General features: G+C 65.0%; 13 protein-coding genes. 11 read left to right on the top strand and 2 right to left on the bottom strand.

The annotated features are described in order from the left end of the window. Window positions 1-17: 17 nt before the first annotated feature. From AC1RAA_RS22585 to AC1RAA_RS22545, 9 genes are all read left to right on the top strand, one after another. Window positions 18-1,226: a CaiB/BaiF CoA transferase family protein gene (locus AC1RAA_RS22585; protein ID WP_062478545.1), complete on the top strand. Its 1,209-nt coding sequence runs from the start codon at window positions 18-20 to the stop codon at window positions 1,224-1,226. A 44-nt stretch (window positions 1,227-1,270) separates the two neighbouring features. After that, window positions 1,271-2,269, top strand: a complete 999-nt coding sequence (locus AC1RAA_RS22580) for a Bug family tripartite tricarboxylate transporter substrate binding protein (RefSeq protein ID WP_307635933.1) — start codon at window positions 1,271-1,273, stop codon at window positions 2,267-2,269. Window positions 2,270-2,316: 47 nt separating this feature from the next. Next, on the top strand, window positions 2,317-4,272 hold the full coding sequence (locus AC1RAA_RS22575) for an acyl-CoA synthetase (protein WP_492731738.1): 1,956 nt from the start codon (window positions 2,317-2,319) through the stop codon (window positions 4,270-4,272). A 55-nt stretch (window positions 4,273-4,327) separates the two neighbouring features. Then, entirely contained in the window at window positions 4,328-5,326 is a 999-nt protein-coding gene (locus AC1RAA_RS22570; protein ID WP_492731737.1) for a Bug family tripartite tricarboxylate transporter substrate binding protein, read from the top strand. A 37-nt stretch (window positions 5,327-5,363) separates the two neighbouring features. After that, a complete protein-coding gene (locus AC1RAA_RS22565; protein WP_492731735.1) occupies window positions 5,364-6,113 on the top strand; it encodes an electron transfer flavoprotein subunit beta/FixA family protein in 750 nt (249 codons plus the stop codon). Window positions 6,114-6,115: 2 nt separating this feature from the next. Further along, on the top strand, window positions 6,116-7,048 hold the full coding sequence (locus tag AC1RAA_RS22560; protein ID WP_492731733.1) for an electron transfer flavoprotein subunit alpha/FixB family protein: 933 nt from the start codon (window positions 6,116-6,118) through the stop codon (window positions 7,046-7,048). Between the two features lie 12 nt (window positions 7,049-7,060). Next, on the top strand, window positions 7,061-8,032 hold the full coding sequence (locus tag AC1RAA_RS22555) for an NAD(P)H-dependent flavin oxidoreductase (RefSeq protein ID WP_070060187.1): 972 nt from the start codon (window positions 7,061-7,063) through the stop codon (window positions 8,030-8,032). Between the two features lie 458 nt (window positions 8,033-8,490). Next, window positions 8,491-8,760 carry a hypothetical protein gene (locus AC1RAA_RS22550; RefSeq protein ID WP_492731731.1) on the top strand — a complete coding sequence of 90 codons (270 nt, stop codon included), beginning with the start codon at window positions 8,491-8,493 and terminating at the stop codon, window positions 8,758-8,760. A 217-nt stretch (window positions 8,761-8,977) separates the two neighbouring features. After that, on the top strand, window positions 8,978-9,487 hold the full coding sequence (locus AC1RAA_RS22545; RefSeq protein ID WP_492731729.1) for a DUF1993 domain-containing protein: 510 nt from the start codon (window positions 8,978-8,980) through the stop codon (window positions 9,485-9,487). A 284-nt stretch (window positions 9,488-9,771) separates the two neighbouring features. On the opposite strand, the gene AC1RAA_RS22540 is transcribed toward AC1RAA_RS22545, so the two are convergent. Beyond that, the gene (locus AC1RAA_RS22540; protein WP_492731727.1) at window positions 9,772-10,335 is read right to left on the bottom strand and encodes a metal-independent carbonic anhydrase family protein; all 564 of its coding nucleotides are present in this window, start codon (window positions 10,333-10,335) and stop codon (window positions 9,772-9,774) included. A 308-nt stretch (window positions 10,336-10,643) separates the two neighbouring features. Here AC1RAA_RS22540 and AC1RAA_RS22535 point away from each other — a divergent pair, with 308 nt between their 5' ends. Further along, window positions 10,644-11,042, top strand: a complete 399-nt coding sequence (locus AC1RAA_RS22535) for a hypothetical protein (protein ID WP_492731726.1) — start codon at window positions 10,644-10,646, stop codon at window positions 11,040-11,042. A 373-nt stretch (window positions 11,043-11,415) separates the two neighbouring features. Here the strand turns inward: AC1RAA_RS22535 and AC1RAA_RS22530 are convergent, their stop codons facing one another. Continuing rightward, complete coding sequence (locus tag AC1RAA_RS22530; RefSeq protein ID WP_062471033.1) at window positions 11,416-11,652, bottom strand: hypothetical protein; 237 nt, start codon at window positions 11,650-11,652, stop codon at window positions 11,416-11,418. A gap of 378 nt (window positions 11,653-12,030) precedes the next feature. Here AC1RAA_RS22530 and AC1RAA_RS22525 point away from each other — a divergent pair, with 378 nt between their 5' ends. Continuing rightward, window positions 12,031-13,497 (top strand): aminotransferase-like domain-containing protein, encoded by a 1,467-nt coding sequence (locus AC1RAA_RS22525; protein ID WP_492731724.1) that lies wholly within the window; start codon window positions 12,031-12,033, stop codon window positions 13,495-13,497. The last annotated feature ends 18 nt before the right edge of the window (window positions 13,498-13,515 follow it).

Here is a 13,515-nt window from a genome sequence, read left to right as displayed (position 1 = left end):
TTCCTGGAGTTGTTCCCATGCCCTCGCTGAATTCCTCGCTGCCGCTCGCCGGCGTGCGCGTCCTCGATCTGTCCCGCATCCTTGCCGGCCCCTGGTGCGGCATGGTGCTGGCCGACATGGGCGCCGAGGTGATCAAGGTCGAGCACCCGGGCCGCGGCGACGACACGCGCGACTGGGGCCTGCGCGTGGGCAAGACCGAGACCGCCTACTTCAACAGCGTGAACCGCAACAAGCGCTCGGTCACGCTCGACCTGCAGACGCCCGAAGGCCAGCAGATCGCGCGCGACCTCGCCAAGCAGTGCGACGTGGTGCTGCAGAACTTCAAGTTCGGCGGCATCGACAAGCTGGGCCTGGGCTACGAACAGCTGCGCAAGGAGAACCCGGGCCTGATCTACTGCTCGATCTCTGGCTACGACCGCACCGGCCCCGAGGCCGCGCGCCCCGGCTACGACCTCGTGGTGCAGGGCGAGGCCGGCCTGATGGCGCTGAACGGCGAAGCCAACCAGCCGCCGCTGAAGTTCGGCGTGGCCGCCGTCGACCTGTTCACCGGCATGTACTCGGCGCAGGCCGTGTTGGCCGCGCTCTACCAGCGCGAGAAGACCGGCACGGGTCGCCACATCGAGATGGCGCTGTTCGACTGCGGCCTGATGATCACCGCCTACTACGGCCTCGAAGCACTGCTGATGGGCGAAGACCCGCCGCGTTACGGCAACTCGCACCCGTCGATCGTGCCCTACGGCGTGTTCGACGCGGCCGACGGCCCGCTGGTGATCACCGTGGGCAACAACGCCCAGTTCATGCGCTTCTGCACCGAGGTGATCGAGCGCCCCGACCTCGCGGCCGACGAGCGCTTCAAGACCAACATCCTGCGTTCGGCCAACCGCGCAGCGCTGCTGCCCGAGCTGACCGCCGAACTCGCGAAGCGCCCGCGCGCCGCGCTGCTCGAAAAGCTCAACGCCTCGGGCATCCCCTGCGGCGAAGTGCTCGGCCTGCTGGAAGCACTGAACTCCCCGCGCGCCACCGACGCCGGCCTGGTGACCAAGCAGCCGCACCCGGTGGCCGGCGAGGTCAACGTGCTGGCGCCGCCCTACCGTTTCGATGGCGAGCGCCTGCCCGTGCGCAGCGCGCCGCCCACTTTGGGCGAAGGCACGCACGACGTGCTGAAGTCCCTGCTCGGCCTGTCGGATGAAAAGCTGGCAGCGCTGAAAACGAATGGCGTCGTCTGATCGCACCACGCGAAGACAACGCCCGCATCCCTGAAGAGAAATCCATGGCCTTCCCGTTCCTCCGTACCCCCCGCAACCCCGTGCGCCGCGCCCTGCTCGCGCTGGCCCTTCCCTTGCTGGCCGGCAGCGCCTTCGCCCAGGCCTGGCCGACCAAGCCGATCACGCTGGTCGTGCCCTTCCCGCCCGGCGGCCCGACCGACGTGGCCTCGCGCATCGTGGCGCAGAAGATGTCCCTGTCGCTCAAGCAGAACATCCTGGTCGACAACCGCAGCGGCGCCTCGGGCACCATCGGCGCGGCCTTCGCGGCCAAGGCCGCACCCGACGGCTACACCTTCGTGATGCTGGCCACCCCGACGCTGCTGGCCTCGCACCTGTACGGCACCGTGCCCTACGACATCTTCAAGAACTTCACGCCCGTGGGCACGGTGTACGACCTGCCGATCGTGATGGTGGTGAACCCGAAGGCCCTGCCCGGCGTGAACGGCCTGCAGGACCTGATCGCCAAGGCCAAGGCCGACGGCGGCAAGCTCAACTACACGACCGCCGGCGCCGGCAGCTTCGGCCACCTGACGACCGAGCAGCTGAAGAACATCGGCAAGTTCGAGATGCAGCACGTGCCCTACCGCGGCAGCGCCCCGGCCGTGACCGACCTCATCGGCGGCCAGGTGCCGGCGATGTTCTCCGACCTCGTGGCCGTGATCCCGCACATCCGCGCCGGCACGCTGCGCCCCATCGCCGTGGGCTCCGGCAAGCGCGTGAGCCTGCTGCCCGACGTGAAGACCGTGGCCGAGCAGGGCTTCCCCGGCTTCGACGCCACCTCGTGGGGCGGGCTGCTGGCCCCGGCCGGCACACCGCAGGCCGTGGTCGACCGCATGAGCGCCGAGCTGAAGAAGGCGCTGGCCGACAAGGAAGTCGGCGAGAAGCTGCAGAGCGTGGGCTCCTTCGCGGCCTACGGCACGCCGGAACAGACCGCCACGCGCATGCGCCAGGACTTCGAGCGCTGGGGCAAGGTCATTCGCGACAACAAGATCACGAACCAGTAAGACACGGCCTCCGTCCGCAGCCGGCAAGACCCCCTCAAGGAGACAACATGACAACAGGCAACGACAAGAACAACCCCACGGGAACGGCCAGCGCGCCGTTCCGCCCCCTGTTTCCGGTGCGCGGTCTCGCCGACATCCGGCGGCTGGAGGAGACGCCGCTCGAAGCAGCGCTCACGGTGCGCAGCACCTACGAGCTCTTTCGCAACTCCGGCGCGGCTTTCGGCGACAAGACCGCGCTCACCTTCCTGCGCAGCGGCAACCCGGCGGATGAACCCATCCGCTGGTCGTATGCGCAGTTGCTCGCGGGCATCCACCAGACCGCCAACCTGCTGCACACGCTGGGCGTGGGGCCGGACGATGCGGTGGCGGTGCTGCTGCCCGGCTGCCTCGAGTACCACCTCGCGCTCTGGGGCGGCGAGGCCGCCGGCATCGTGCAGCCGCTGAACCCGCTGCTCACCGACGAGAAGCTGGTCGCGCTGATGACCGCGGGCCGCGCCAAGGTGCTCATCGCCTACGGCTCCGACGCCGAATCGGGCATGTGGTCGAAGGCGATGCGCCTGCGCGGCCAGGTGCCCACGCTCACCACCGTGCTGCGCGTGGCGCCGCACGACGAAGCGCCGGGTGCAGCAGGTTCGTTGCCCGAAGGCGTGGCCGAGTTCGACGTGCTGCGCGCCGCGCAACCTTCGGACCGCCTCGTGAGCGGCCGCGACATCGCGCCCACCGACATCGCCGCCTACTTCCACACCGGCGGCACCACGGGCGCGCCCAAGCTCGCGCGCCACAGCCACGGCGCGCAGGTGTTTACCGCGTGGGCCAGCGTGCAGCTCGCGGGCATGAACGAACAAGGCATCTCGATCAACGGCTACCCGCTGTTCCATGTGGCGGGCGTGCTGCCGGCCTCGCTGTCGTCGCTGTCGGCGGGCGTGGAGGTGATCATTCCGACGCCCTCGCTGCTGCGCAACAAGGAGGTGCTGGCCAACTACTGGAAGCTGGTCGAGAAGTACCGCCCGACCTCGCTGTCCGCCGTGCCCACGGTGCTCGCCGCGCTGGCCAACGTGCCGCTGGACGGCGCCGACATCTCGTCCATCACCTACTGCCGCACCGGCGCCGCCGTGCTCTCGCCCGAGCTGGCCGCGCGCTTCGAGCGCCTGTTCGGCCTGCACGTGCACGAGAGCCTGGGCATGACCGAGATGGCCGGCATCTCGACCATCACGCCGCCCGGCGTGAACGGCCCCGCGGGCTGCGTCGGCTTTCGCCTGCCGTATGCGCAAGTGCGCATCGTGGCGCTGGACGAGAACGGCAACGCCAGCGACCGCGAGGTGGCGCAGGGCGAGACCGGCATGGTGCTGTTCAAGTCGCCCAACGTCTTCTCGGGCTTCGTCGATCCGGCCGACAACGCCAAGGCCTTCACCGCCGACGGCTGGCTCGCCACCGGCGACCTGGGCTGGATGGACGCCGAAGAGCGGCTGCACCTCACGGGCCGCTCGAAGGACCTGATCATCCGCAGCGGCCACAACATCGACCCCAAGACCATCGAAGACGCACTGGGCGCGCACCCCGCCGTGCAGCTGTGCGCCGCCGTCGGTGCGCCCGATGCCTACGCGGGCGAACTGCCCGTGATCTTCGCGACGCTGGTGCCCGGCGCCTCGGCCACCGAGGACGAGCTGCTGGCCTTCACCTCCGCGCGCGTGGACGAAGCGCCCGCCCGCCCCAAGTGGGTGTCGGTGATCGCGACGATGCCAATGACCAACGTCGGCAAGATCTACAAGCCCGAGCTGCGCGCCATGGCCGCGCGGCAGGTGGTGGCGGCCACGGTCGCCGAGGTCTGCGCCGCACTCGGCGTGGGCGATGCGGGCCGCCCCGCAGTGAGCACCGAAGGCGAAAGCCTCGTGCATGTGCAGATCGACGCCGCCGCAACGGGCGCACAAGCCGCGGCACTGCAGGAACGGCTGCAGAAGGCCCTGGAACCGCTGCCCTTCAAGACGCGCATCGCGCTGAAGTGATCTTGATCTGCTTCTTCTTCGACACGATTTTTTGAAACCGAACGGGAGACAAACCATGACCCATCAACCTTCGACCCGCCGCGCCCTGCTGTGCGCGGCAGCATCGACCGCCGTGCTGTTCGCGCTGGCCCCCGCGCATGCGCAGGCGCCCTACCCGAACAAGCCGATCCGCCTCGTCGTGCCCTTCCAGGCCGGCGGCGCGACCGACGTGCTGGCGCGCGTGCTGGGCCAGAAGATGTCGGCCAGCATGGGCCAGCCCCTCGTGGTGGACAACAAGCCCGGCGCGGCCGGCATCATCGGCACCGACACGGTCGCCAAGGCCGCGCCCGACGGCTACACCATCGTGCTGTCGCTGAGCAACTCGCTCATGACCAACGAGTTCTTGTACGAGAAGCTGCCCTACGACACGCAGCGCGACCTCACGCTGGTCTACCAGATCGCGATGGCGCCGCTGGTGCTGGTGGTGCACCCCAGCGTGCCCGCCAAGACCGGCCCCGAGCTGCTGAAGTACGTGGCCGCGAACAAGGGCAAGGTCGCCTACGGCTCGTACGGCGTGGGCGCCTACCCGCACCTGGCCGGCGCGCACATGAGCCTCACGCAGCAGGCCGACATGAACCACGTCGCCTACAAGGGCGAGGCGCCGATGGTGCAAGACCTCATCGGCGGCCAGATCCAGATGGCCTACGCCAGCGCGCTCGCGGCCAAGCCGCACATCGACGCGGGCAAGCTCAAGGCCGTCGGCGTGACCGGCGAGCGCCGCATGAGCACGCTGCCCAACGTGCCCACGCTGGCCGAGCAAGGCCTGAAGGACGAGGCATACCGCGTGACCGGCTGGCTCGCCATTGCCGCGCCCGCCAAGACGCCCAAGGCCATCGTCGACCGCATCGCCGACGAAGTGCGCAAGGCCACGCAGCAGCCCGACGTGCGCGAGCGCGTCGCGGCCATGGGCTTCGAGATCAAGGACAGCTCGCCCGAGCTCTTTGCCGCGGCCTGGAAGCAGGAGCGCCCCGTGTGGGAGCGCCTGATCAAGCAGTCGGGCGCCAAGCTCGAGTAACCCCTTTTCCCATTTTTGTCATTCAAGAGGAACAGCCATGAAAGTTCTGGTGCCTGTCAAACGGGTCGTCGATTACAACGTGAAGGTGCGCGTCAAGAGCGACGGCACCGGGGTGGACATTGCCAACGTCAAGATGAGCATGAACCCCTTCGACGAGATCGCTGTCGAAGAAGCGGTTCGGCTGAAGGAAAAGGGCCTGGTCACGGAAGTGATCGCTGTGTCGTGCGGTGATGCCAAGTGCCAGGAAACCCTGCGCACCGCGATGGCCATCGGCGCCGACCGCGGCATCCTGGTCGAGACGAGCGAAGAGCTGCAGCCTCTCGCGGTTGCCAAGCTGCTCAAGGCGCTGGTCGACAAGGAACAGCCCCAGCTGATCATCCTGGGCAAGCAAGCCATCGATGACGACGCCAATCAAACGGGCCAGATGCTGGCTGCACTCGCCGACCTGCCGCAAGCCACCTTCGCCTCGAAGGTCGAGCTCGCAGCTGACAAGGTCACCGTCGCACGCGAAGTCGACGGCGGCATGGAAACGCTGACGCTCACGCTGCCCGCAGTCATCACGACCGACCTGCGCCTGAACGAGCCGCGCTACGTGACGCTGCCGAACATCATGAAGGCCAAGAAGAAGCAGCTGGACACCTTCAAGCCCGAAGACCTGGGCGTGGACGTCAAGCCCCGCCTGAAGACCCTCAAGGTCAGCGAGCCCCCGAAGCGTGGCGCCGGAATCAAGGTGCCCGACGTTGCAACGCTGGTGGACAAACTGAAGAACGAAGCGAAGGTGATCTGAACATGACCGCACTTGTTATTGCCGAACACGACCACGCCAGCATCAAGCCGGCCACCCTCAACACCGTGACCGCCGCCCTGGCTTGCGGTGGCGACGTCCACATCCTCGTGGCCGGTGCCAACGCCGCCGAAGCTGCCAAGGCCGCCGCGCAGATCGCCGGCGTGTCCAAGGTGATCGCTGCCGACAGCGCCAGCCTCGCTGAAAACCTCGCCGAGAACGTCGCTGCTCAAGTGCTCGCGATCGCAGCGAACTACAGCCACATCCTGTTCCCCTCGACCGCCAACGGCAAGAACGTCGCACCGCGCGTGGCTGCCAAGCTGGACGTGGCGCAGATCTCCGACATCACGAAGGTCGACAGCCCGGACACCTTCGAGCGCCCGATCTACGCCGGCAACGCCATCGCCACCGTGCAGAGCACCGACGCCACCAAGGTGATCACCGTGCGCACGACCGGCTTCGACGCCGCAGCCGCCACCGGTGGCAGCGCCACCGTTGAAACCGCTGAAGGCGTGGCCGACAGCGGCAAGAGCAGCTTCGTCGGCCGTGAAGTCACCAAGAGCGACCGCCCCGAACTCACCGCCGCCAAGATCATCGTCTCCGGTGGCCGCGCGCTGGGCAGCGCCGAGAAGTTCAACGAAGTGATGACGCCGCTGGCCGACAAGCTCAACGCCGGCCTCGGTGCCAGCCGCGCAGCTGTCGACGCGGGCTACGCCCCGAACGACTGGCAAGTGGGCCAGACGGGCAAGATCGTCGCGCCGCAGCTGTACATCGCCGCGGGCATCTCGGGCGCCATCCAGCACTTGGCCGGCATGAAGGACTCGAAGGTCATCGTCGCGATCAACAAGGACGAAGAAGCGCCGATCTTCTCGGTGGCCGACTACGGTCTCGTGGCCGACCTGTTCACGGCCGTGCCGGAACTCGTGACCACGCTGTAAGCGGCTGCGACGATGAAGACCCGCATCACCGAACTGCTCGGCATCCGCTACCCCATCATCCAGGGCGGCATGCAATGGGTGGGCCGCGCCGAGCTGGCCGCCGCCGTGTCGAACGCCGGCGGCCTGGGCATCCTCACGGCGCTCACGCAGCCCACGCCCGACGACCTGCGCAATGAGATCGCGCGCACGCGCACGATGACCGACAAGCCCTTCGGCGTGAACCTCACCATCCTGCCGGCGGTGAAGCCGCCGCCGTACGCCGAGTACGTGCAGGCCATCATCGACAGCGGCGTGAAGATCGTGGAGACCGCGGGCAACAGCCCGAAGGACTTCATCGAGGCCCTGAAGCGCCACGACGTGAAGATCGTCCACAAGTGCACCTCGGTGCGCCACGCGCTCTCGGCCGAGCGCAACGGCGTCGACGCGGTGTCGGTGGACGGCTTCGAATGCGCGGGCCACCCGGGCGAGGACGACGTGCCCGGCCTCGTGCTCCTGCCGGTGGCGGCGCGCAAGCTGCGCATTCCGATCATCGCGTCGGGCGGCATCGCCGACGGCCGCGGCATGGCCGCCGCGCTCGCGCTGGGCGCCGAGGGCATCAACATGGGCACGCGCTTCTGCGTGACCCAGGAAGCGCCGATCCACGACAACATCAAGCAGGCACTGGTGGCCGCGACCGAGCGCGACACCAAGCTGATGTTCCGCACGCTGCACAACACGGCGCGCGTGTTCCGCAACGCGATCTCCGAAGAAGTGGTGGCCACCGAACGCCGTCCGGGCGGCTGCGAGTTCGAGGACATCCGCCCCTTGGTGGCCGGTGCACGCGGCCGCGCGGCGCTGGAGTCGGGCGAGGTGCACAACGGCGTGGTCTCGGCCGGCCAGTGCATCGGGCTGATCGACGACATCCCGACCTGCGCCGAGCTGCTGGAACGCATGGTGCGCGAGTGCCGTGAGCATCTGGACCGCGCCCGCAGCTGGATGAACTGAAGCTCTGCCGCGCTCCCGCCGACGGGGAGCCTTGCTCCGCGAATGTCCCCCCTTCGGGCTCCTCCTTGATTTCGCTGCGCAAGGCACCCCATCGACGTGAGCGTTCAGAGCCGCTTCGGACTGGCGCAGCAGCGGGCCCACGAGGTCCGTGCGCGGCGCATCGCAGAAGCTGCATTTGTTGGCGCTCGCCGAGACTTCGTGCCGCATGAACCGGCCACTTCGCCGGGTTCTTCTCTAGAGTGAATGCCCCTGTCACTCGACACCCCACCAAGGGAAGAAGAAAGGCGCCACACCCCCACCACGACCGAGATGTTTGAAGGCTGCTTGCCTCGCGGCAGGTCGTCGGTGCGAAAGCAGCGATGCAAATGCGAGGTATCAAAAGGCGACGGCCGAGGTGTTACTAGCACCCCAGCCGTCTAACCAAGTTCGTGCAATCGCCTTGGAAGGAACGCACAAAAATGGCTACCAAGACTATAGCCCGGCCTCGCGCGCCGGTAGCTTCCGAAGACAACGCCCAAGACCCGGCGGATCTTCTCGAAAACACCCTCTCTCAGCTCGAAGCTCTTCTGTGGGTATGCCATGGGGAAGAGATCGACTGGTGCAGCGGTGACGGGCCTCGACAGCTGGACAACGTGCTTTGGCTTGCGGCTGAACTCGCTCGCAAGGCGGGAGAGCTGTTTCAACTGAGCGAGAAGGCGCGACGCGCAGCGCTTGAGACCGGCGGTTAGCGGCTGGTCTGCGGGCTGCAGGGTTCGCGGCGCGCTCCGCTTCTTGCCAGTGAACTGCCCTTCAACGCGGCTGCTCCGACTGCCAGCGGGAAGAAAAGCTGGCCACAAAAGCCAGGGCGATTGAGTTCGCCCTGTGCTGTTAGCCTTGCATGGTCGGCAGGGCCTCTGCCACGCCAACTCCGGCCATCGTGCCCAAAATTTTAGAAGTGAACTCACCATGACCAGCCCGCTGTACAACGCCTCCGTTCCCGTCATGCAGCAGATGCTGCGCGCCCTGTCCGACGTGCTCAAGAAGGCCGAAGACCAGGCGACGCAAAGAAATATCGATCCCAATGCGCTGCTGCAGGCGCGGCTGTTCCCTGACATGTTTCCGCTGGTACGTCAGGTACAGATCGCCGCAGACTTCTCCAAGGGCATTGCCTCCCGCCTGGCGGGTGCCGAGGTGCCGTCCTGGCCCGACACTGAGGTCAGCTTCGCCGACCTGCAAGCGTTGATCGCCAAAGCTTTGGCCCATATCGGCTCCTTCAAGCCTGAGCAATTCGATTCAAGCGAGAGCCGCGAGATCGTGTTGCGCCCCGGCACCCCCAAGGAAAAGAAGCTGACCGCAGGCGCATACCTTCTGCACTATGGACTGCCGCAGTTTTTCTTCCACGTGACCACCACCTATGCCATCTTGCGCCACAACGGTATGGAGATCGGCAAGCGCGACTACATGGGTGCCTACTGACCCAAGACAGACAGGCGTTCAGCCACTCTGGCCACTGCCGCTCGAAGTGCAAGCGTGCACGGCAACCCCAATCTGTTGACGCGCGACATCGGCACCTCATCGCTGGCGCAGGGTTGCGCGGGGCAACGCACTGCGGTGCAGGTCGAGCGCTACGACGCCGTTCTGCCACCGATTCGCGCCTTTGAGCCACCAATGACAGTCCTCCGAGGGGCCTTCATCACCAGATGAAGGCCCTTGAAGGCGCCGCACCAGAGCCTGGGCCTGCCGGCACTCGAACGCGTTGGTCAACGGCCGGCGTACGGCAGCGACGAGTGATGCACGACGATGCGCAGCTTGCCGGCACCGTCCTTCACGAAAGTCCAGGTCTTGTCGACCGTGGTGACCTTGCCGTCCGGGTCGGTGAACAGCACGTTACCCAGCGTGCTGGCCACGTCGCCGTGGATGAGCACGGCACTGTTGGCAATCTCGCATTTGGTCCAGCCCTTCAGGGCGAAGCCGGTGTCGTTGGGAAAGGCAGGGTTGCCGCCCACGAAGTACGCCAGCGCGCCGTCGCGAGCGGTGCGAAAGGTCTGCGGCGATGTCGTGAGCGTCGGCTTGAACAGCACTGCGCCCAGCTGGTAGGCGTAGGCGCTGTCGATGACCTTTTCGGCCAGCGCCCTGGCGGCCGGCTGCCCTCCGCTGGAATTCGCAGCGCTGATGTCGACCAGCGCCTTGCACCAGGCCTGCTGGGCCCCCAGGACTTCCGCTTCCGTGATGCTCCGGGCGACGATTTTCTCCTTGGCGGCGGCCGGCAAGATTGCCCCCGCGATCAGGAGGCTGGCGATGGCGCTGGGAGTGAATTTTTTCATTTGGGTCTCCAATTGAAGTAGTTGGATACCGGAGCGGCCGGGTGGGTCGAGCCGAGACCCAAAGTGCATCCATACGACATGCACAAGGCATGATGCGCCGGCTGATTTGCTCTGAGTAAAAGATGCAAATGAAATGAATGGTTGTGCATTCGCGAGATAGCCAGGCGTGCAGGCCTGTCTCGCAACAGTCTGAAGCGGGCGCACACGAAGGACGGCTATGCAGCGGTTGCCGACATCCCTCGGCCTCGCGCGAATGGGTACTATCGGCCAATTCCAGACATCGAATGCGACTGCCAAATTGATCAAAAATGCGTGAACTTCGCTTTCAGTGCCCCGTCACTGCGGAAGGCCGGTACGTTCAACAGCAAGGCAGCCGAGAGCGGTACGGACATGTAGTGCTGGCTTTTGAGTCATGTGATGCGCCCGGATTGACGTTCATATGGGACGTTGCCGAGACGGAAATTCCATTGATGTACCGGCAGGCCACTCTTGATGGAATCCAAAGTTGGTTTGGCAGTCGGGCACCGCTTGCCGGCTATGAGCTTCAGCACACAAAAATCTGCGTTGTGGGTGGTTCTCACCACGAAACCGATTCCAATGACCTGAGCTACACGTTCGCCGCGTCCAACGCGTTTGCGCTTGCTATGAACATGTCCGGTCTTCTAGAAAGAAAGCTCGTCAGTCCCTTTGAACGTCTGCTTTCCTGAGGACGCAACAACCGCTTTGCACCCTACATTCCACTAACTGCGGCGGCTACAGTCGGCCACAAGCAGCCACTCGGCGGGCTCATCGAATATGAAAATCGAAGATGGCCAGATCGATTTCCGGCGCCGCCTCAAGGCTGCTGGCAAGAAGGTAACTGGCCTGATGCCCGGCACCAACGCAGGTTGGCGCAGGAGCAGAGACGATGCAGCTAGGCGATCACTTGACATGAATTCTGGGCGAGAACTTTGCCATCGGCGAGCTCGCCTCGCACGTCGGCATGCCAGCCAAATACCGCGCCATCGTGTCGATGTCCGTCTCTGAAAGGGTCGTGCCGTCAGTCGCACCGTATCCGGACTATCGACCGAAAACTTCCAATCACTGCATGGCCAGGTCCAGACCCATCCAATTGCAAAATTCAAAGGTGAGGAAGAGCACGAGGAACGCAGAAGCGACGAACGCCCCGCCCACCTTGATGGATGTCAGTACCACTGCAGCTGTCTTCTGATTCTTGTCCTTCTGTCCCCGTTCGTAATGCCACTTGACGGCTAAATACATGCCAACGCTGAGCACGAGAACCTTGAAAATAACAAAAGAGATAGGGATTGAATTCATGATTGAAGGGATATCAATGGTGACAGACGGCGAAGTGCCCGAGTGCGGCGAGTAGCTCAATAGACCGATGAAGAAATGGAAATTCAATCAATCAATCAACCTAACGAAACGGTTGCGGTGAGCTAAATGGGCGTCCGCAAGGCGCGTCGAAAGGCACGCAAGACATGGGTCGAAAGGCGGAGCAGTCTGCCTGCACCACAGAAGCACTCTCATCGTGCTGTCGAGTGTTCATCTTCCAGGCTGATACGTACAGAACCAGATCAGCTGAAAATTCTCGTATCAGATGCAAGGAGGCCGGTAGTCGCGCCGGGGCGGGTCGACGTCTGATATGACAATCTCGGGAGCGGTCCAGAACGACCGTATCAGAAAGAGATGCCCATGAACCGCTACGAGAAGCTTGCCGACAACATCGCTCAGCGTATTCGCGCGGGTAGCCTGAAGGCGAACGATCGCCTTCCCTCCGTGCGCGAACTGAAGTCGCAAATGGGCATCAGTGCGTCCACCGTGTTCTCTGCTTACTACCTGCTGGAGGCGCAAGGGCTTGTCGAAGCGCGGCAGCGGTCGGGATACTTCGTTCGAGCGGGCGCGGAAATGCCGACCCACGAACTCGCCGCCAGCGAGCCTGTCCTGCGGTCCATGTCGGTCGACGTCTCGTCGCTTGTCTTTCAGGTCCTTGCGCAGGCTCGCGAGCGCGATATGGTCCCGCTCGGCTCGGCCTTTCCGTCGCCAGAGCTGTTTCCCTTCGAACAACTTGCCGCCGGCCTGACGCGAGCGCTCAAGCGGATGGATCCTTGGCAGACCGTCGAGGATTTGTCACCAGGAAACGTCCAATTGCGCCATCAGATCTCCCTGCGTTACGGCAGCGTCGGAATGGATGTTCCTGCGTCTGAACTGGTCATCACCAGCGGGGCGATGGAAGCACTCAATCTTGCGCTCGAATCGGTGACGCAGCCAGGCGACCTCGTGGCGATCGAAACGCCAACCTTTTATGGTGCGTTGCAGGCACTGGAGCGGCGCGGTCTTCGCGCGGTCGAGGTTGAGACCCACCCGCGAACAGGCGTAGATCTCGACTCTCTTGCTCGCGTGATCGACCAGCATCCGGTGAAGGCCTGCTGGTTCATGCCGACCTTCCAGAATCCAATGGGCTGCACCATGAGCGACGCAGCCAAAGAGCAACTGGTCAGCATGCTCGCCGCCCGCGCCATACCGCTGATCGAAGACGACGTGTACGGCGAGCTCGCGCATGGGGCTCGGAGACCGCCACCAGCCAAGGCCTGGGACCGGTCTGGCTGGGTGCTGCACTGCAGTTCTTTCTCGAAATCCCTGGCACCCGGATATCGCATCGGTTGGGTAGCGGGCGGTCGCTTTGCAGCCACTTTGGGTCGCAACAAGTTGATGAGCTCGCTGGCGACGGCACTCCCCTCGCAACTGGCGTTGCAGGAGTACCTGCAACACAAGAGTTTCGATCGTCACCTGCGCGCCCTGCGGCATTCGCTCAGCCGCCAGCAGGCTGCATGCTTGCGATTTATCGATCGATACTTTCCAACTGGAACGCGGGTCACGCGCCCCGAGGGTGGCTATTTCCTGTGGCTCGCGCTGCCAGAAGGTGTCGACTCGCTCGCACTGCACCAGGACGCTCTTCGGCTCGGCATAGGCGTAGCGCCGGGCCATCTGTTTTCAGCCGACCGCCGATACACCCGGCACCTGCGCATCAACTACGGGTATCTCGGCGACCCGCGCTTGGAAGGGGCCATCAGGAGTCTTGGAGATCTCGCCAACGCGCAGCTGAAATCTACAACTGGAAATTCGGGGCCAATCCTCGAGGAACGTTCGTCGAGACCCTAGTTTGCGTCCATGCAGGTC

This window comes from Variovorax sp. GW823-FHT04F07, assembly GCF_058795995.1.
The sequence above is the reverse complement of the archived record's forward strand: the minus strand, read 5'-3'. Positions and strand labels throughout refer to the sequence as shown.

Excerpts from the sequence above, each read along its gene's own strand:
- AC1RAA_RS22535 (WP_492731726.1), top strand. The coding sequence starts at position 10,644 with ATGCGTGAACTTCGCTTTCAGTGCCCCGTCACTGCGGAAGGCCGGTAC.
- AC1RAA_RS22565 (WP_492731735.1), top strand. The coding sequence starts at position 5,364 with ATGAAAGTTCTGGTGCCTGTCAAACGGGTCGTCGATTACAACGTGAAG.
- AC1RAA_RS22580 (WP_307635933.1), top strand. The coding sequence starts at position 1,271 with ATGGCCTTCCCGTTCCTCCGTACCCCCCGCAACCCCGTGCGCCGCGCC.
- AC1RAA_RS22555 (WP_070060187.1), top strand. The coding sequence starts at position 7,061 with ATGAAGACCCGCATCACCGAACTGCTCGGCATCCGCTACCCCATCATC.
- AC1RAA_RS22525 (WP_492731724.1), top strand. The coding sequence starts at position 12,031 with ATGAACCGCTACGAGAAGCTTGCCGACAACATCGCTCAGCGTATTCGC.
- AC1RAA_RS22560 (WP_492731733.1), top strand. The coding sequence starts at position 6,116 with ATGACCGCACTTGTTATTGCCGAACACGACCACGCCAGCATCAAGCCG.
- AC1RAA_RS22530 (WP_062471033.1), bottom strand. The coding sequence starts at position 11,652 with ATGAATTCAATCCCTATCTCTTTTGTTATTTTCAAGGTTCTCGTGCTC.
- AC1RAA_RS22570 (WP_492731737.1), top strand. The coding sequence starts at position 4,328 with ATGACCCATCAACCTTCGACCCGCCGCGCCCTGCTGTGCGCGGCAGCA.
- AC1RAA_RS22550 (WP_492731731.1), top strand. The coding sequence starts at position 8,491 with ATGGCTACCAAGACTATAGCCCGGCCTCGCGCGCCGGTAGCTTCCGAA.
- AC1RAA_RS22575 (WP_492731738.1), top strand. The coding sequence starts at position 2,317 with ATGACAACAGGCAACGACAAGAACAACCCCACGGGAACGGCCAGCGCG.
- AC1RAA_RS22545 (WP_492731729.1), top strand. The coding sequence starts at position 8,978 with ATGACCAGCCCGCTGTACAACGCCTCCGTTCCCGTCATGCAGCAGATG.
- AC1RAA_RS22585 (WP_062478545.1), top strand. The coding sequence starts at position 18 with ATGCCCTCGCTGAATTCCTCGCTGCCGCTCGCCGGCGTGCGCGTCCTC.
- AC1RAA_RS22540 (WP_492731727.1), bottom strand. The coding sequence starts at position 10,335 with ATGAAAAAATTCACTCCCAGCGCCATCGCCAGCCTCCTGATCGCGGGG.